At 41.2% G+C, this 19,142-nt stretch carries 17 protein-coding genes; 7 read left to right on the top strand and 10 right to left on the bottom strand.

All coding sequences use genetic code 11. The features are described 5' to 3' along the window. The first annotated feature begins 32 nt into the window (after positions 1–32). The 6 genes from R8806_RS04010 to R8806_RS03985 are packed head-to-tail and all read left to right on the top strand — an operon-like array spanning position 33 to position 5,998. On the top strand, positions 33–2,570 hold the full coding sequence (locus R8806_RS04010; protein WP_183312848.1) for a carboxypeptidase-like regulatory domain-containing protein: 2,538 nt from the start codon (positions 33–35) through the stop codon (positions 2,568–2,570). Between the two features lie 51 nt (positions 2,571–2,621). After that, entirely contained in the window at positions 2,622–2,891 is a 270-nt protein-coding gene (locus tag R8806_RS04005; protein ID WP_124316089.1) for a hypothetical protein, read from the top strand. An 11-nt stretch (positions 2,892–2,902) separates the two neighbouring features. Further along, a complete protein-coding gene (locus R8806_RS04000; protein WP_164719574.1) occupies positions 2,903–3,682 on the top strand; it encodes a sensor histidine kinase in 780 nt (259 codons plus the stop codon). Beyond that, positions 3,679–4,737: a sensor histidine kinase gene (locus R8806_RS03995; RefSeq protein WP_124316091.1), complete on the top strand. Its 1,059-nt coding sequence runs from the start codon at positions 3,679–3,681 to the stop codon at positions 4,735–4,737. Before R8806_RS04000 ends, R8806_RS03995 begins: the two co-directional genes overlap by 4 nt. Further along, complete coding sequence (locus tag R8806_RS03990; RefSeq protein ID WP_124316092.1) at positions 4,734–5,441, top strand: LytR/AlgR family response regulator transcription factor; 708 nt, start codon at positions 4,734–4,736, stop codon at positions 5,439–5,441. The genes R8806_RS03995 and R8806_RS03990 overlap by 4 nt, the downstream gene beginning before the upstream one ends. Positions 5,442–5,458: 17 nt before the next feature. Further along, positions 5,459–5,998: a hypothetical protein gene (locus R8806_RS03985; protein ID WP_124316093.1), complete on the top strand. Its 540-nt coding sequence runs from the start codon at positions 5,459–5,461 to the stop codon at positions 5,996–5,998. A 102-nt stretch (positions 5,999–6,100) separates the two neighbouring features. Here the strand turns inward: R8806_RS03985 and ftcD are convergent, their stop codons facing one another. The 8 genes from ftcD to purH all read right to left on the bottom strand — a co-directional run bounded on the left by ftcD (position 6,101) and on the right by purH (position 16,498). Next, positions 6,101–7,801, bottom strand: coding sequence for a glutamate formimidoyltransferase (ftcD, locus tag R8806_RS03980; protein ID WP_087420247.1), 1,701 nt, complete (start codon positions 7,799–7,801; stop codon positions 6,101–6,103). A 164-nt stretch (positions 7,802–7,965) separates the two neighbouring features. Further along, positions 7,966–9,219 carry an imidazolonepropionase gene (gene hutI / locus R8806_RS03975; RefSeq protein WP_124316094.1) on the bottom strand — a complete coding sequence of 418 codons (1,254 nt, stop codon included), beginning with the start codon at positions 9,217–9,219 and terminating at the stop codon, positions 7,966–7,968. A gap of 84 nt (positions 9,220–9,303) precedes the next feature. Further along, positions 9,304–10,728: a rod shape-determining protein RodA gene (gene rodA, locus R8806_RS03970; RefSeq protein ID WP_124316095.1), complete on the bottom strand. Its 1,425-nt coding sequence runs from the start codon at positions 10,726–10,728 to the stop codon at positions 9,304–9,306. Then, positions 10,721–12,562, bottom strand: a complete 1,842-nt coding sequence (mrdA, locus tag R8806_RS03965) for a penicillin-binding protein 2 (RefSeq protein ID WP_124316096.1) — start codon at positions 12,560–12,562, stop codon at positions 10,721–10,723. Before mrdA ends, rodA begins: the two co-directional genes overlap by 8 nt. A 37-nt stretch (positions 12,563–12,599) precedes the next feature. Beyond that, positions 12,600–13,106 carry a rod shape-determining protein MreD gene (locus R8806_RS03960; protein WP_087420243.1) on the bottom strand — a complete coding sequence of 169 codons (507 nt, stop codon included), beginning with the start codon at positions 13,104–13,106 and terminating at the stop codon, positions 12,600–12,602. Beyond that, positions 13,099–13,926, bottom strand: coding sequence for a rod shape-determining protein MreC (mreC, locus tag R8806_RS03955; protein WP_087420242.1), 828 nt, complete (start codon positions 13,924–13,926; stop codon positions 13,099–13,101). The genes R8806_RS03960 and mreC overlap by 8 nt, the downstream gene beginning before the upstream one ends. Positions 13,927–13,930: 4 nt before the next feature. Continuing rightward, positions 13,931–14,953 (bottom strand): rod shape-determining protein, encoded by a 1,023-nt coding sequence (locus R8806_RS03950; RefSeq protein WP_027202431.1) that lies wholly within the window; start codon positions 14,951–14,953, stop codon positions 13,931–13,933. A 6-nt stretch (positions 14,954–14,959) separates the two neighbouring features. Next, the gene (purH, locus tag R8806_RS03945; RefSeq protein ID WP_124316097.1) at positions 14,960–16,498 is read right to left on the bottom strand and encodes a bifunctional phosphoribosylaminoimidazolecarboxamide formyltransferase/IMP cyclohydrolase; all 1,539 of its coding nucleotides are present in this window, start codon (positions 16,496–16,498) and stop codon (positions 14,960–14,962) included. 198 nt (positions 16,499–16,696) lie between these two features. On the opposite strand from purH, the gene R8806_RS03940 reads away from it, so the two are divergent. Further along, complete coding sequence (locus R8806_RS03940; RefSeq protein ID WP_124316098.1) at positions 16,697–17,167, top strand: hypothetical protein; 471 nt, start codon at positions 16,697–16,699, stop codon at positions 17,165–17,167. Here the strand turns inward: R8806_RS03940 and R8806_RS03935 are convergent, their stop codons facing one another. Then, a complete protein-coding gene (locus tag R8806_RS03935) occupies positions 17,168–18,445 on the bottom strand; it encodes an outer membrane beta-barrel protein (protein ID WP_124316099.1) in 1,278 nt (425 codons plus the stop codon). Further along, the gene (locus tag R8806_RS03930) at positions 18,438–18,971 is read right to left on the bottom strand and encodes an RNA polymerase sigma factor (protein ID WP_087420238.1); all 534 of its coding nucleotides are present in this window, start codon (positions 18,969–18,971) and stop codon (positions 18,438–18,440) included. Before R8806_RS03930 ends, R8806_RS03935 begins: the two co-directional genes overlap by 8 nt. Positions 18,972–19,142: the final 171 nt, after the last annotated feature.

The following is a 19,142-nucleotide window of genomic DNA, read 5'->3' as shown; positions in this document are numbered from 1 at the left end:
GGAGCCTATTTTTGTCTCGTAATCAAAAAGTATTGGATATGAATAAGACGGAAATAATAACAGAAGTATCACGAATGACAAGTGTAAGTGTGGCAGACTGCGAGAAGGTTTTAGATGCCTTTGAAGAAGTTTTAGGGGGAGAACTGAACCGTAAAGGATGGAAAAACGGAATTTTTGACGTGATTTTCAAAATCATGAGCAAGATTAAAAGCAAGAAAAGAGTCATCGGTATATATTTTTTCCTTTTCATGTTATCCGTGAATGTATGGGGACAGAAAGAGGGTAGAGTTTTAACCCAGAGTGTACGGGGACGGGTGATTGATGCGGCATCGGGTTATCCGGTGGCTTACGTTTCCGTGTATCTCATGGGAAAAACGGAGATCGGTGGAGTAACGGATTCCCTAGGCCGTTTTGTCATCAAGAATGTCCCGATCGGGCGACACGATATACAGGTTTCTTTCGTGGGATACGAACCAACTATTTTCCGGGAGATACTGGTAACTTCCTCGAAAGAAGTCTATTTGACCATTCCATTGAAAGAAAGCATCAAAGAACTGGATGAAGTGATGGTCCGACCTCAATTGAATAAAGAGCAACCATTAAACAAGATGGTTACCACAGGAGCCCGGATGCTCAGCGTGGAAGAGGCAAGTCGATATGCTGGGGGAATGGATGATCCGGCCCGTTTGGTAAGTTCCTTTGCCGGGATTTCTCCCAGTATGTCTACGAATGGAATATCCATTCACGGAAATGCCCCGCATTTATTGCAATGGAAACTGGAAGACGTGGAAATTCCGAATCCCAATCACTTTGCGGATTTGTCCATTCTTGGTGGGGGAATTTTATCCGGGTTAAGTAGTCTCGTACTGGGTAATTCGGATTTCTTTACCGGAGCTTTTCCCGCAGAGTACGATAATGCCGTGTCGGGAGTCTTTGATATGAAATTACGTAACGGGAATAACCAAAAGATCGAGAACACGTTTCAGATCGGCTTATTAGGGATTGATTTTGCCTCGGAGGGACCTTTGACCCGAAAACACAATTCTTCTTACATTTTCAATTATCGTTATTCCACCACGGGATTGCTGGGAGACATCGGGGCTGTTGATATTGACGGGACTTTGGATTATCAGGATTTGAATTTCAAATTGAGTCTGCCGACACGTAAAGCGGGTGTCTTCTCGATTTGGGGAACAGCCTTGATAGACAAGTCAAAAGGAGATTTTGAGGAAAACACGGATAAGTGGGAATCGATTGGTGATATGATGAAATCCAGTACCAAACAATACATGGGAGCCGGTGGTATCAGTCACCGCTATTTCTTTAACAACGAGACACAACTGAAAACGACGTTAGCGGTTACCTACTTCAAACACGAGGGGACGATGACAAGTTATGACTGGAATTTGAATTCGGCACCTTTTCTTGATTTAAATCGGAGTAACACAAACTTGATATTCACCACTGCTATTACCCGGAAATTCAGTGCCAAGTTCACGAATAAAACAGGGATAACTTACACGAAGATGTATTACGATATGGACATGGATCTGGCCCCCCATCAAATGCATCCCATGGAATTAATCTCCCAAGGTAAGGGAAACACAGATTTAATATCCGGTTACACGAGTTCATCCATTGGCATAAGCGAACAGGTCACTTTAAACGTGGGAGTTAACGCACAAGTCCTGACACTGAATAATAGCTGGGCACTGGAACCCCGGGCCGGGATTAAATGGCAATTTTCACCAAAGAGTTCTTTTGCCCTCGCTTACGGGGTACATAGCCGGATGGAAAAAATGGACGTTTATTTCGTGAAAACACAAGGTACGGGTGATCGTTCCGTGAATAAAGACTTGGGATTCACTAGGGCGCATCACGTGATGTTATCGTATGGTTTCAAAATATCGGATAACATGAATATGAAAATAGAACCTTATTTCCAACAATTATATGATGTACCCGTTATTGCCGATAGTTCTTATTCCGTGCTGAATAGACGAGATTTTTACGTGGAGAACGCTCTGGTCAACCGGGGAAAAGGACGTAATATCGGGGTAGACATCACGCTAGAACGCTATTTAAACAAGGGACTTTATTATATGGTGACGGCATCCATTTTTGATTCAAAATATTATGGGGGAGACCGGAAATGGCGTAACACGTTGTATAATCGGAATTTTATTGTCAACGTGTTGGGTGGCAAGGAATGGATGGTCGGGCGTGACAGGCAAAATATGTTCAGTGTGAACTTTAAAATAACCTTGCAAGGGGGAGATCGCTATGCCCCCGTGGATGAAGTAGCCACGTTACTCGATCCGGACCGGGAAGTGCAATATGATGAAACAAAGGCTTTTTCCAAACAATTCTCACCGATGTTTATCACGAATTTCTCCGTGGGGTATAAAATCAACCGGAAGAAGGTGTCTCACGAATTTTCGATCAAGTCCTTGAATACGACGGGATGCGAAGAATATTACGGGCATGAGTATAATTTTAAGACCGATAAGATAAAACCCATCCGTGGAGCCACCTCTTTGCCGAATGTCAGTTATAAATTAGAATTTTAATCCGATTTAGGAATAAGATTGTAACTTTGTAACCATCAAATAAAACCTCGAATGTTTAAAATCAACACGGAAGGACAGGCTTTCCTATATAATCTCCTAGTAAATTCGAAATTCCGGATCTGGCGGCATATTCTGTTTATCGTGTCACTTGCTGCCATTTCTTTTAACCAAACCTATGTTATCTTTCAACCGGAAATTCCGGCACTTGGAGTAAGGCTCTACTGGATTGCCTTGGGGAATTTGGCCTCCTACTTGGCCGTGGCCTATTTGAATATCTACGTGTTGGTACCCCGGTATCTCTCATGCAGAAGAGATACCTAACGTATACAGTCATGATATTTGGTACCGTGCTGGTGCTTTTATGGATACAGACAATCATTGAAGATACGGCACGAATTTGGTTGGGACAGCGTGCGGGAAACATCTTGGAACCGGTATTCATCTTAAATTATATCTCCTCTTTTGCCACTGTAACTTTGTGTATGCTGGGAGGCTCGATCACGATCGTGTTAAAACATTGGATGACAGAAAATAACCGGGTAAACCAACTGGAAAGAATTCATGTGCAGTCGGAAGTGGAGCAATTGAAAGCCCAAGTCAATCCTCTGTTACTTTTTAATGTACTTAATCGTACTGCAGTTTTGGCAAAAAGTGAACCGAAGGAGGCATCCGGGATGTTATTGGAGTTAAGCCAGATTCTGAGATACCAGCTCTATGATTGTAGCCGGAAAGCGGTGTTATTAAAGGCTGAAATAGATTTTTTGACAAACTATCTCGCTTTGGAACAGGTGTATTCCCATCGTTTTCAATACATGGTTTCAGCCGAAGGGGAGGTGCATCGGATATTTGTCTCTCCCTTGTTGTTCCTTCCTTTCGTGCAACAAGCCGTGATTCAGATATACAGTCAGCCTGTATTTGGCTCGATTGATCTAAATTTTCATGTGAATGGGAATGAGATTCAATTTGTTTGCTCTTTTGATAATGGGAATTTACTGCATCCGGATGACTTTTCGAAAATCAGGCAGAGATTGGAATTGTTATATGGGAACGATTATACCTTATCTGTTGCTAAAAGGACAATTATGTTGAAACTTAAAATACAGAAACCATGAGTAATTTGATTGATAATCACGTTCCGGATTTCCTGTTATCTCCACGTTTTAAGTTCGTGAGACATTTTCTGTTGCTATTAACTCTTGCCTGTATCACAATTAGTATATTTGCCAATCAATCAGGAGAGTTAGTGTTGACTTGGGAACGTTTTTACGGGTGGGTATTTTATTTTTTGCTCACCAGTGTGATCATTTATTTTAATCTATATGTGTTAGCCCCTCGTTTTTTAATAAAGGGCCGCTTGTTGAAGTATTTGGTATCTATGTTATTGCTGACATCATTTTCGCTTGTATGTATCGCAATTTTACAAATAAGCGTTCAAGAGGTTAGTGCGAATTACGAGGATGGAAATCCATATATCATATTAAACATGATCACGTCAATCATCTCGTTTGGATTACTAATATTCGGAACGTCGGCTTTGCTACTATTTAAATACTGGATCGGTTACAGTCAACGAATAGACGAACTGGCCTCTTCGACATTACAATCCGAATTGAAATTTCTTAAGAAACAAATTAACCCGCATTTTCTGTTCAATATGCTGAATAATGCTAACGTGCTGATCAAGAAAAATCCGGAAGAGGCCTCCCGGGTGCTTTTCAAGCTTGAAGATATGTTGCGTTACCAAATTAACGACAGCGCGAAAGAACAGGTGTTATTGAGTTCTGAGATCCATTTCTTGAATGACTTTCTGAATCTGGAGAAGGTTCGACGGGATAAATTCGAGTATGTCATTTCCAAAGAAGGAGATATTAGTGAGGTGTGGTTGCCACCATTATTGTTTATTCCTTTCGTGGAGAATACCGTGAAACATAATGTGGATAGCGAGAATTCATCGTATGTCTATCTCGGTTTCAAGGTCTGGGATAAACAACTGGAATTTCAATGTATAAATTCAAAGCCTAAAATCGCTTTACGGAAAAATGAAGTGGGAGGGTTGGGACTCAAGAATATAAAGCGCAGGTTGGAATTGCTGTTTCCGGAACGTTACACGTTGGAGATAGAAGAAAGTGAAATAAGTTATACCGTATATTTACATTTGATATTATGAATTGTATTATTGTTGATGATGAGCCGTTAGCCCGTGAGGCGATAGAAATACTAGTAAAAGATACCAGTCAACTAAATCTGACGGGTATGTTTAATAATGCTATCGGAGCGTCAAAGTTCATGGAAGAGAATCCAGTAGACTTGATCTTTTTGGATATTCAGATGTCGGGAATCACGGGTATCGAGTTCGCTCACAATATATCCAAGAGAACGTTGGTCATTTTCACCACGGCTTACACGGAATACGCTTTGGATAGTTACGAGGTAGACGCTATCGACTATTTAATTAAACCGGTTGACCCGGAACGCTTTCACAAGGCAGTTAACAAGGCAATTGCTTACCATTCTTTATTATTAAAAGAAGAGAAAGAAAATATCGAGGCAGGTAACACGGAATACTTCTTCGTAAAGTCTGAAAGACGCTACTTTAAAATAAATTACAAGGATATTCTATTCATCGAGGGACTGAAAGATTACGTGATCATCCAATTGGATGAACAACGGGTGATTACCCGAATGAATCTAAAGAATATATTTGATTTATTACCCAAGCATGATTTTTTACGAGTCAATAAGTCCTATATCGTAAATACCAAGCATATAGATTCCTTTGACAACAACGATATTTTCATTAAAACACATGAAATAGCTATTGGAAACACCTATCGGGATGCCTTTTTCGAGGCGTTTATGAGGATGGGGTAGTTTTGCTATTGGAGGTTATGGCAAAGAAAACGACCGGAGTCTTAACGGGGTGGGTTTCTTATTCGTGGTCAAAATCGGAACGTCGTTTTGATCATGTAAGTAACGGGGAATGGTTCCCGTTTGAATACGACCGTCGGCATAAGTTGAACGTGACGACCAATTACACGCTCCCGATCAAGGAAAGATGTAAGTTTAACAAATCATTTTCAATTAATTTTACGCTTGCGACCGGGAATTACATCTCGATAGGGAAACAATTCTATCATGCGGCCCCGATGCCTGAAAGTTTTCAAACAGATGCAGACAACACGCAATACCGGGAATATATTGAGAGTCCGAATAACTTTCGAATGCCAGCCTATCACCATCTGGATATATCATATGCTTTGGATAATCGAAAAGGAAAGGGAAGTTCATGGGTATTCGGCATTTATAATTTGTATGCCCGTAAGAATCCTTCTGTCATATACCACAAACAAACGAGAGAAGGGGTGACTACCCGGAGTTGGAGTTTACTTCCATTTGTGCCGTCCGTGACGTGGAGTTACCATTTTTAAACTACCCCCACCAGCTCCCCCTTACACAGGGGGAGAGCTGATTACCAAGCGTTTTTCACTTCTGTGTAAGGAGAACTGGTGAGGTTGTTTATGAATAAATCTTTAGATTTTTGAATTCACGATATTCAAAATATCCGTTTCCATTTGTTTGGCCATTTCAACCACTTTTTCACCTCTGGAAATAATATCGTTAGCATATTCTTTATCATCCAATCCGGCAGCATTGATCTTCACGTTCAAGAAAGCGCCGATTACTCCGGAACGAGCGGCCAAAGCACCAACTCCGGCATCAGTTACAGAATTCGGGTTACCGATCTCTGCCATGGCTTTCACCACTTCCATACATTCGTAGCAAAGCATCATCGTTTTGAACGGTACTTCGGTAGCAAACTTGGTTGCATCTTGAATTGCTTGGTGACGTGCAGCTTTTTCTTCGTCTGTTTTCTTCGGTAATCCGAAGGCATCCATGATACGATTGAAAGCGTTAGTATCCTCGTCAACCATTTTGATTAATTCAACTTGATAAGCTTTTCCTCTTTCAGCCCAATTACTGAATTCTTCCCAACGCTCATCCCAACCGCGTTTGTGAGAAGACAAGTTGGCAACCATCGTGGCCAGTGAAGAAGCAAGAGCTCCCATGTATGCTGAAATGGAACCACCACCGGGAGCCGGAGATTCTGATGCTGTTTCATCAGCAAATTCATGAAGATTCATATCGATCAAGAATTTCTTTCCTTGATTCATCTCATCTTCCAGAATATACTCGATGATTTTCTTTCTGGGTTCGAATGGATACAATTCATCCAAACCTAAAGATTTCACGGCAATCTTGATCAATTCTTTATCCGATACCCCGGTAGAGCGTTGTTGTTTACGCAAGAAATAACGTCCGGCATCCAACATGGCTTTTAATGGAATTACACCCACTAACTCGGAACCGGTTACACGAATACCGCGATCCTGTGCTTTACGGCATACTTCGTCGAAAGCCTCGTGTACGGAAGTCACGGAAATATCCGTCAAGTTCATGGAGATCTGAGCAATTCCATACTCTTCGATAAACCAACCAATAGCCTTCACAGACTTCAAGGTTCCCGGGATCATCACATTTTTACCTTTCTCGTCTTTCACGATCTTACCGGTAATAGGATTTCCTTCTCTCTTAGCTCTTCCTCTTTCACGTACGTCAAAAGCGATCGCATTGGCACGACGGGTAGAGGTGGTATTTAAGTTCACGTTGTAAGCCACCAAGAAGTTTCGGGCTCCAACAGCCGTAGCTCCGGTTTTAGCCGTCCACTCGTTCAACTCACGGGGACCGAAATCGGGATGCCATTGTTCACTGCTTAAACGCTCTCCAAGAGCCTCATATTCTCCGGCACGGCAAGTAGCCAAATTTCTTCTTTCCGGGGTGAAGGCTGCACTCTCGTAGCAATATACCGGGATGTTCAATTCTTCACCGATACGTTTTGCCAAAGCACGTGCGTATTCCACGGTTTCTTCCATCGTGATGTTTGATACCGGAACCAAAGGACAAACGTCTGTAGCTCCGAAACGGGGATGCGCTCCCTTGTGTTTTTTCATATCGATCAACTCGGATGCTTTTTTAACGGCACGGAAAGCGGCTTCACATACTTCTTCCGGAGTACCTACCATGGTAACAACCGTACGGTTCGTTGCTTTTCCCGGGTCCACGTCAATGAGACTAACTCCTTCAACAGCCTTAATTTCTGCTGTAATCTGATCTATAATGTGCATATCGTTCCCTTCACTGAAATTCGGAACGCATTCGATTAATTTTTTCATATATATTAATTTTATAATTTGACAAAAAATAAATTTAGTATCGATTTCCTAATCACTCAATCATGAAATCGTAAATCATCAATCAATAAATCTTCTAAGGATATCTTATCCGGTACGCTTTCCGTATCCATACTTTTTTGTAATGTGAATAGGGCATAACTTCCTTAAATTTGTTCTCCGTTTAAGAATACCGCTTCAACTAAATCCGTCCCGTAAGCGTATGGAAGATACTCTATTCCAGTAATCGGAGTCGTGATATAGAAATTCGCTTTTTTACCCACGGCGATACTACCCAGCTCTTCTTCTACACCCATAGCGTATGCTGAGTTGATGGTCGTTGCGTTAATCACCTCTTCCGGCAGCATTTTATAATTCACGCACCCGAGAGACATCACGAACTTCATGTTTCCGGAAGGAGAGGAGCCGGGATTAAAATCCGAAGCCAAAGCAACAGGAAGTCCGGCATTAATCATTTTACGAACCGGAGAGTAAGGCATATTCAAAAAGAATGCAGCTCCCGGTAACACGGTTGGCATGGTTTCACTACCTTTTAATGCAGCGATTTCTTCATCCCCGACATATTCAAGATGATCCACGGATAAGGCATTATATTTTACCCCGACTTGAATACCACCCGAATAATCCAGTTCGTTAGCATGTATCTTCGCACGCAATCCGTATTTCATTCCGGCATTTAACATCCTGTCCGTGTCTTCCACCGTGAAGAATCCTTTATCGCAGAACACGTCGATATAATCAGCCAAATCCTCGGCGGCAACAGCCGGAATCATTTCATTAATGATTAAATCCACGTATTCCGTCTGCCGTCCCTTGTATTCCACCGGAACAGCGTGAGCACCCAAGAAGGTGGACTTTATGGTTAAAGGTGTTTCCTCGCTCAGTCTTTTAATCACACGCAACATTTTGAGTTCACTCGCCGTGTCCAAACCGTAACCACTCTTGATTTCCACGGCTCCGGTTCCAAGAGAGGCGATCTCTTGCAAACGGGCATAAGCTGAATCAAATAACTCTTCCTCCGATGCCTTCCGGATACGTTCGGCTGAATTCAAAATGCCACCACCTCTTTGGGCAATCTCCTCGTATGATAAACCTTTGATTTTATCAATATATTCTATTTCCCGGCTCCCGGCATAAACGATATGCGTGTGGGAATCACAGTAGGCGGGGAGAACCAAACGTCCTTTGGCATCTATTTCCTTCACCGTGTCCGTGCCCTCGTAAATCGTATCTTGATTCAATTCACTCATTTTACCGAAAGCCTCTATTTTATCCTCGTTAATCAGAAGGTAGGCATCGTCAATGATACCCAGTTTTGCCATGTCGGCACCCGCAACCCATTTACGTGGTTCTTCCTCAACCTGAACAAGTTGCTTTATGTTTATAATTAATGTTTTCATTCTTCTCGTGTTTAAGTTCATTTGGGAACGAATGTATTAAAATCCTTGAAAATCCACAAGGAAAGCGTTCAGAAAGTTTATTTATTATCTAAAGACTTGTAAACGATTGGCATCTAATCTCAAAAATATAAATATAAGAATGGTAAAAGACCATAGTGATGATCCCCCGTAACTGAAGAATGGAAGAGGAATTCCGATAACAGGTGCCATTCCAATAGTCATTCCAATATTGACCGCCACGTGGAAGAATAGGATAGAGGCTACTCCATAACCATATATCCGGGAAAAACTGGAACGTTGCCTTTCTGCCAGTTTGATAATTCGTAAAATAAACACCGCCAGTAGCACGATGACGAAAGTACTCCCGACAAACCCCCACTCTTCGCCAACTGTACAGAAGATAAAGTCTGTACTTTGCTCCGGAACGAAGTTCAATTTAGTCTGTGTTCCTTGTAGGAATCCCTTACCCAGTAATCCCCCGGAGCCTATTGCAATTTTGGATTGAGTGACATTATATCCAGTTCCCTTGGGATCTACTTTTATACCCAGTAACTCGTTAATACGATCCTGCTGGTGAGGTTGAAGATGGTTAAAAGCATAATTCACGGAAGGAGCGGCCCCGACGCATAACCACGAGATCAGTAACAGGGTAATCATGTTTTTCATCTTCCGCTTATATATCGGGTAGATCGCGGTTATACTTGTAATCACGTAAACGATGAGTAGCATGTAATAATCGGAAATCGATAGATTAAACATCCATTTAATCAAGACGAAAAGCCCGAAACCACACCCGATGAACAGGATGATCTGGAATAATTCCCGAATATCGTGCCGATAATAATAAAAGGCTATCAGAGTTCCCCCGATAATGACAAGCAATACCGTAAAAGGAGAATACAGCAATGCCATGATAAATATAGCTGCCGCCACGAAACAAAGCAATAGGATAGAGCCATGCAATCCTTCTCGGAAAAGAACGAGTATAAAACTACTGTACACGAGAGCTGACCCCGTGTCGTTCTGCAAGATAATCAATCCCGCGGGAAGAGCTAAAATCAACCCGATGGTCAAAAGGCTGGAAAAGCGCATTACCTTGAAATTATGCCGGCTCATGATATAGGCTATGGCCAAGTTGGTTGCAAATTTGGCAAACTCCGCCGGTTGAATGCGAAAATCCCCGACTTCAAACCACGAACGCGCACCCTTGGTTTCCGTACCAAAAAACAGGACGGCAATCAACAAAAATATCATGATGCCGTAAATGACCATCGAGAAGGTGGTAAAGAATTTACTATCCGTGAGTAGAACGAGAAAAGCAAGCACGAAAGCCGCCCCGATCCAAATCAACTGTTTCCCGTACTTTTGAGAAATATCAAGAATACTGCTATGATTTTCATCATATACTGCCGCATAAATATTTAACCACCCGATTAATACAAGCAGCAGGTATAATAGAATGGATACCCAATCTATGTTGGCGAGTAGGTTATTAGATCTGCTATTCATTGCTCGTTTCTTTTACTTTACTGGTTGTATCATGGATCAAACTACCTTGGAACATCTCTTTTTCAAGAGGTTTCTTCTTGTCGGATATTTTTCCTTTTAAATATTTCTCTATTAATAAACCGGCAATCGGGGCCGCGTAACGTGATCCCCAAACCCCGTTTTCAACATATACGATCAACGCGATCTTAGGGTCTTCTACCGGGGCAAAAGCAATAAACACGGAGTGATCGTCACCATGCGGATTTTGCACGGTTCCTGTTTTTCCGGCTATTGCAATCGAATCTACCTGAGCCCGTCGTCCGGTTCCTCCCTTGATAACCATTTGCATTCCTTCGACGATAGGGTCAAAGTGTTTCCGGTCAATGGGAATAACGTGCTTTTTTATCTGGCTGGAAATCGAGTCATTTATCGATCTTACAATATGTGGTGTAATATAATATCCCCGGTTCGCCAGAATCGTGGCCAAATTCGCCATTTGAATCGGCGTGATCATTAATTCTCCTTGACCAATGGAAAGAGAAATCATGTAGGAAGGGTACCATTTTTGTGTTTTAAACACATTGTCGTAATATTCCTGCGTGGGGATAGAACCGGATACTTCATTGGAGAAATCCGGGCATATCTTATTGCCGAACCCGAAGGACATCACGTATTTCCGCCATTCCCCGTAAGCATTTCGCACCGTTTTATATTCCGGTAATTCCAAGATTCTCTTGAAAACATTGGCGTAATAGGGGTTACAGGAGTTTTCAATGGACTGGAGTAAATTCACGGGAGAACTATGGTGGTGACACTTCATGAATTTTCCCCCGACAATATAAGCACCTCCACTACACGTACATTGTGTTTGCAGGGAAATCGCTTTTGTTTGTAAACCAATCAGAGCTTGAACGGTTTTGAATATGGAACCCGGGGGATATTGTGCCATCGTCGTTCTGTCAAATAGGGGTTTTAAGGGATCATTTAGCAATTTAGAGTAATTTTTACCCCGATCCAAGCCGACCATTAATTGCGGATCATAACCGGGACTAGACATCTTGACCAATATTTCTCCCGTAGAAGGTTCAATAGCCACGATTCCGCCTTTTTTGTTCTGCATGAGTTCGTAGGCGTATTCTTGTAGGTCAACATCTAACGTGGTGTATAGATTTTCACCGACAATGGCGTCTTCGTCATATTCTCCGTCCGCAAACGAACCCTTCACCCGGTTTTTATTGTCGACAAGAACGACCCGTTTTCCCTTGGTACCGCGAAGGTGTTTCTCGTATGTTTTTTCCAACCCACTGATCCCGATGTAGTCTCCTTGTGCATAATAGGGATCTTTCATCTGTTCGGAATTCACCTCTCCGATATAGCCGAAAACATCTGCAGAATGGTTTACGTTATATTTTCGTAATGTTCTGGTTTGTATATAGAAACCTGGATAACGATAAAGTTTTTCTTGAAGGACAGCATATTTGTTTCCGGGGATCTGAGAAACAAGAACCGAAGGTTTGAATTTCGCATAATCCCGACAATCCTGAATCCTTTTTTCCAAAGATTCTTTCGTTATATCCAGAATGGAAATCAATTCTAAAGTATCAAATTTTTTTACCTGGTTGGGGATAATCATTAAATCGTAGGCCGCTTGATTATCAACCAAAAGTTTGTTATTCCGATCATATATTAATCCTCGTGCCGGATATTCGGTTTCCGTCCGCTGGGAATTATTTTCAGCCATAACTTTATATTTGTCGGACACCACCTGATAGGTAAACAATCGCAGGAGGTACACGACACATACACTGATAATAATTCCTGATATAATCCCTTGTCTATACCCGAATTTGTTCATTTCAAGAATTCATTAATCGATTAAAACCACGCTTTTATTATTGCTGTACTTTCTTAATTCCGATGAAATAGTAGAGTAGCATGAATAACATTGAGATAAAGGTACTTAAAATAATCCGGATAATCGAGATCAGCATATCGTTAAAAGTAAAGGCCTCTGTCAAAATCAGTACCACGTTAAATAACAGCGTGGAAACAAACGTGTATTTCAGAAACCACCTGACATCCGTTAGACCTTGCCCTCCATGCGTGTCGTCTATTTCTTCCCGGGTAGAGGTCAACTGCAATAACCGAGGACGAATATAAGCGATGAAAGTAGATGCCGCGGCATGAATACCGACCGTGTTATCAGCCAAGTCCATGATTAAACCTAAAAAGAACCCGAATAACAGTAATGGTATACCTTTCATCTTATAAGGTAAGATGTAGAGAGCCAGAATATAAATGTTCAAGTAAAAATAGGAGCCAAGGTGGATATTATCCACGATTACAATCTGTAATAAAGAAAGTATCAACAAATGAATGAAATAGTTTATATTATTCATGATAGTTTATGGCTTCTAAACTTGTTTGCTCATTTTTCTTGTTATTCAATATGACATAAACATGGTTTATGCGTTTGAAATCAACGGCTAGTTTGACCTTTATCTTTAAGAAGTTCGCGGTTTCCTTGTCAACAGATTCTACATATCCCACGACAATTCCTTCCGGAAAGATTTTTGAGAGACCGGAAGTGACAATCGTGTCCCCGGCATTAACTTCCACGTGATAGGGAATATCATTCAGATAGGAGTAGGCATAATCATTACCATCCCATTGCAAGGAACCGTAATAGTTATTCTTTTTTATTTTGGCCGAAATTCGAGAATCCACGTTGATCAAGGGGATGACTACGGCAAAATGATCACTTAAATCCTGAATAAGTCCAACGATCCCTTCCGGAGTGCAAACGGCCATTTCTTTCTGAAGACCGTTTTTTCGTCCTCGATTTAAAGTAATGTAATTTTTCGTCCGGTTATATGTTGCGTTGACCTGTTTTGCCCCGATATACTCGTAAACAGGTATACTATCTTGTACAACCGTCCCATGGATAATCGTATCCCGTAAAAGCTCATACTCTTCCAAACGATTTTTCAGCAAGATATTTTCATTTGCTAAAGATTCGTTCATCTCTTTTAGACGAAAATAATCTTTTATGCTCGTGATCGTTGACGAAACGTTTCCGAATAGAGTAGAAGCACTTTCAGAGAAAATTGCTCTCTGATATTCGTTATGACGAATAATCAGAGAGAAACTTACGATTTCCAGTAATATAAAAATAATAGTAAAATGATATTTTAATATCAGTTTTATAATCTCTTTCACATCACTATCTTATAAGGAATGAGAACCTGTCCACGTTCTTTAATGCAATTCCCGTACCTCTGGCCACGGCTCGCAATGGATCTTCAGCAATATGGAATGGAATGTTCAGCTTGTCGGTCAAACGTTTATCCAACCCGCGCAACAATGCACCACCACCGGCCAAGTATATTCCTTTGTTCACAATGTCTGCATACAACTCGGGAGGCGTCTGTTCCAAAGCGGCCAAGATTGCAATTTCAATTTTAGAAATGGATTTCTCTATACAATGAGCTATCTCCTGATAGGAAACAGGTACTTCAACCGGAAGAGAAGTCATCTGATTCGGTCCTTGCACCACGAAGTCGGCAGGAGGTTCATCCAGTTCGGACAAAGCTGAACCGACATGAATTTTAATTTCTTCTGCTGTACGTTCCCCAATCTTGATATTGTGTTGATGTCTCATGTATTCCTGAATATCATCCGTCAAGTCATCACCCGCAATACGGATGGACTTATTCGTAACGATACCTCCCAAAGAAATCACGGCGATCTCCGTGGTACCACCACCTATATCCACGATCATGTTACCTTCCGGGGCTTCCACGTCCAAGCCGATACCCAAAGCGGCAGCCATCGGCTCGTAAATCATATAGACATCACGTCCTCCGGCGTGTTCGGCAGAGTCTCGTACGGCACGTAGTTCAACCTCTGTACTTCCGGAAGGTATGCAAACCACAATACGCAAAGAAGGAGAGAAGAACTTGCTCTTTCCGTTTGCCATCTTGATCATACCCCGAATCATTTGTTCTGCAGCGTTAAAGTCCGCGATCACACCATCTCTCAACGGGCGAATGGTCTTTATATACTCGTGTGTCTTACCCTGCATTTGGCGAGCTCTCTCACCAATAGCAATTACCTTCTCTGTTTTTTTATCGACGGCAACAATGGATGGCTCGTTTACAACCATCTTGTCATTCATGATGATGATCGTGTTCGCCGTCCCCAAGTCGATCGCTATATCTTGTGTTAAAAAAGAAAACAAACCCATAATCAATTAATGTTTGAAGTGTCTCATTCCAGTAAAAATCATCGCAATATTATACTTGTTGGCCGCATCAATCGAATCCTGATCATGGATAGATCCGCCCGGTTGAATGATCGCGGTGATGCCGGCTTTGTGGGCAGCCTCAACACAATCAGCGAAAGGGAAGAAGGCATCCGATGCCATCACGCTCCCCGCAATTCGCTCCCCGCCTTGACGAATGGCATTTTCCAATGCCCAGATTCGGCTTACTTGTCCCGGACCAACTCCCGTGGTGCATTTGTCTTTTGCAATCGCAATTGCATTAGATTTAGTATGCTTGACAACTTTCCATGCAAACAACAAGTCTTCTAGTTCTTTTTCCGAAGGACGACGATTGGTAACGTATTTCAATTCACCATCAAGCAACTGTTGGTCCATATCTTGAATCAACAGACCTCCCAATACGGTTTTTGCTTTGGGAGAAGTATAATCTCTTTTACTAATATTTGATACCTGTAATAATCTCAGATTTTTCTTTTTGGTAAGAATTGCTAAAGCTTCTTCCGAGAAAGAAGGAGCTACAATCACTTCCAAGAAAATAGGGGACATGACTTCTGCCGTAGCCTTATCTACTTCCCGGTTTACCGCGATGATTCCACCAAAAATAGAAACAGGATCAGCCTCGTAAGCTTTCTTGAAGGCCTCAGCAAGAGTAGCGGCACTACCAACACCACAAGGATTTGCGTGTTTTGCAGCTACAACTGTCGGTTCTTCGAACTCTTTCAAGGTTTCTAAAGCCCCGTCGGTGTCACCGATATTATTATAAGATAATTCTTTGCCATGTAACTGAACCGCCCCGGTCAACGTACCCTCTGTCTCCTGAATTTGGGTATAGAAAGTAGCTGACTGGTGTGGATTTTCTCCATAACGAAGATCTTGTTTCTTTTCGAACGTTAAGGTCAAGGTCTTCGGGGATTGTATATTCAATCGTTTAGAGAAATAGTTGGCTATTAGAGCATCATAGTGTGAAGTATGAATAAACACTTTAGCTGCTAATAGCTCTTTGGTTTCAAGTGAAGTATCTCCATGAGCTTGAATTTCCTCGATTACTTTCGTGTAATCTTCCGGATCTGTAATCACCGTCACGAAAGGATAATTCTTCGCTGCCGCCCGAATCATAGTCGGCCCGCCAATATCGATATTCTCGATAATTTCTTCGTGTGAAACTCCTGTTTTAAGAATGGTTTCCTTGAAAGGATATAGATTACAAACGACCATATCAATAGGTTCAATCCCAAGTTCGGCCATCTGTTGCTTATGTTTCTCGTTGTCTCGTATCGCTAAGATACCTCCCTCAACATTCGGGTGAAGGGTTTTCACTCTTCCGTCAAAACACTCGGGGAATTGGGTTAAATCTGAAATATCTTTCACCTGTAGTCCCTCTTCTTTCAATTTCTTAGAGGTTCCCCCAGTAGAAATAATCTCCCAACCCATAGAATTTAGCGATTTAGCAAAATCAACAATCCCACTTTTGTCAAATACACTGATTAATGCTCTTTTCGTTCTCATCCGGATATTTAATTTTTATTGTTCCAAACGTAATATTACTTGCAGACAAAGGTAAAAAAAGAATATTATTTTTTTATATAAAAAAGCGTTTCGTGCAATATTTTTCTTGCGATCGTTTTTACGTGTTCAAAAAAACAGTATATTTGATAAATAATTGGATATTATTAAAGGTTTCGGAATAATTTATTTGTTGATATTATGAGCGATAAAGGTGTTGATTTAATTGTTTACTTACTGTTGACGTTAGGTGCGAGTGCAATAGGCTGGTTTAAGGCTTCCAAGGAGAAAAAAGCAAAAAATACACCTCCCGAATTTCATCTTCCGGAAGAAGAACATGATGATTTGGATGATGAGATTGTCGTGATTTCACAAGAACCGGAAATCCCATCTCCGGAGCCTGTTTTTGCTCCGATATCAAATAGCGATGAACTTGTAGAAAGAGCGGGGAGAGAGATAAACGTGAATAATTTTGGTAAAACAGATGAAGAACGTTATGCCATGCTTGAGCAACTACAACAAGCAAGAAGGGGAAGAAATAAAAAAGAAGCTATTCTCTTTAAGGAAGAAGAAGAGTCTAACGAGCAACCAAATAATTCAATTACCGAACATTTTGATTTTGATATTCGTCAAGCGATAATTTCCAGCGAGATATTAAATCGTAAATATTAATTAGAAATTAATTCCGATTCCAGTGGAGAACGTGAACGAGTAAGGTTTAAAATCAATTTCTGCACTCTTACTCAAGGATTGTAAATAATATTTGAATCCCGGTTCCACTTTTATGTGGATTGATTTTGAAAGGGGATACTCGATACCGAAGCCGATATTCGTACTGATATTAAACGTTCTAATGTCCTCGGCTTCTCCCATAAATTCTTTCTTCCCATTGTAATTCACGTAAGTATGGTTACGTACCATAAAACTGGCACCAAACCCACCTAATACACTAAATTTTACTCTATTATCATTCAAATGATAACGGAAAATTAAAGGAATCTCAATAGCATCGAATTGCTGCTCGATACTTCCGTCTTCATCTTGTTCTGTTTTTAATGAAACAAAGGTTTCGGGAGAGGAAACGGTTGCATTGGCTTTGTTTTTTACGCTACCAAGTGGGGTATAGGCATGAGTGTTAGCATTATATGACACCATATCGGAACGAGGCACATACACTTGTGCATCATCCGTCTTTTGTCCCATACGGGAATACCCTAAACCGGTTTCTATAGAGATTCGTTTAGTCGGTTTTACGGCGAAAGTCAACCCTCCACCTACATTAAAAATACCACTCATCTGGCTACTTTCATACTGGGCGGAGCGGGCATTTGTTCCACTCGTTTTATAGCTCCCGGACGAATATCCGGGAGAGACATATCCACCTACAGTAAACATTTTAGCATCTTCTGATTTTACTTTATTGGTAGTCTTTACCGTGGGTGTATTTTTCCCATCCAAAAGTTCCGTGTATTTACGTTGATTTTCTATCGCATTTTGATTTACCAAAGGGATAAACCCTGCACGAACGGATGTTTTTTTCAAATCACCTTCCGGCTGCTCGTTCTCCAAACTGGTTAAAGTGGAGGTAGAAACCGGAACCGGAGCAAGATGCTCTACGGTATATTCTTCTCTTTTCTTCTTTATTTCTGGTATTGAATGAGGGGTAGAAGTAAATGCTAGTATCTTATTATTATCCTGATTGTTAATGTTTGAGTTTAGAGTGGCAACAGATGTCGGAGTATAGATGTTTGGATGTTTGCTTTGCATGAAAAATCCCACGCCGAACAATAATATTACCGCTGCAGCAATACCACTATACGTGTAAATTCGCCTTAGACGTCTTTGCTTCATCACGAAATGGGAGTTTATTCCTTCCCACACTCGTGCTGGAGGTTCAACGGAAACTTGTTCCAAAGCGTTTTTAAATAATTTCTCAATCTTCTCACTCATCTCTCAAATATGCATTTATCTTCCTTTTCAAAATTTCTTTCGCCCGTGCCAGGTTAGATTTCGATGTACCGTCGGATATACCTAGTAATGCTGCTATCTCCTTGTGTTGCATGTCTTCCATGACATACAAGTTGAAGACCAGCCGGTATTTCTCCGGTAATTGATTGACAAACTCGAACAGCACCTCGGGAGGTATGCTCACGTCATCATCAACATCATCTTCATCCACCACTTCCGGAACTTCTTCGACAACTTGCACGGATCGATTTTTTCTGAATTTCTCTAACGCCGTGTTGATGAAAATGCGCTTCATCCAACCTTCGAAAGATCCTTTTCCCTTGTATTGGCCAATGGACTCCAACACTTTGATAAAACCATCTTGCAAATTATCTTCCGCCTCTTCGCGTGATTTGGAGTATTGGATACATACGGCAAACATTTTAGCCGAGAACATATGGTAAAGTTGTTCTCCCGCTTTTCTGTCTCCCTTTTTGCATCGGTCTACTATTTTGTCCAAATTACACATTGATAACTATTGCTTAGATGCGCTATTTTGTAAATGGTTGCGTTCACTACGCGAAAAAAATGAAAAAAAACCATTATCAGCTAAAAAGCTGTCTTTTTTTTTGCATCGTATTGTTTTTTTGCGAATCTTCGCAGTGTGAAATGAAAATATGTGGTGATAATCATGGAATAT

The organism is Butyricimonas faecihominis, from assembly GCF_033096445.1.
GTDB classification, from domain to species: Bacteria; Bacteroidota; Bacteroidia; order Bacteroidales; family Marinifilaceae; genus Butyricimonas; species Butyricimonas faecihominis.
Note: the sequence above shows the minus strand (reverse complement) of the source record. Positions and strands in the feature narration are given on the sequence as shown.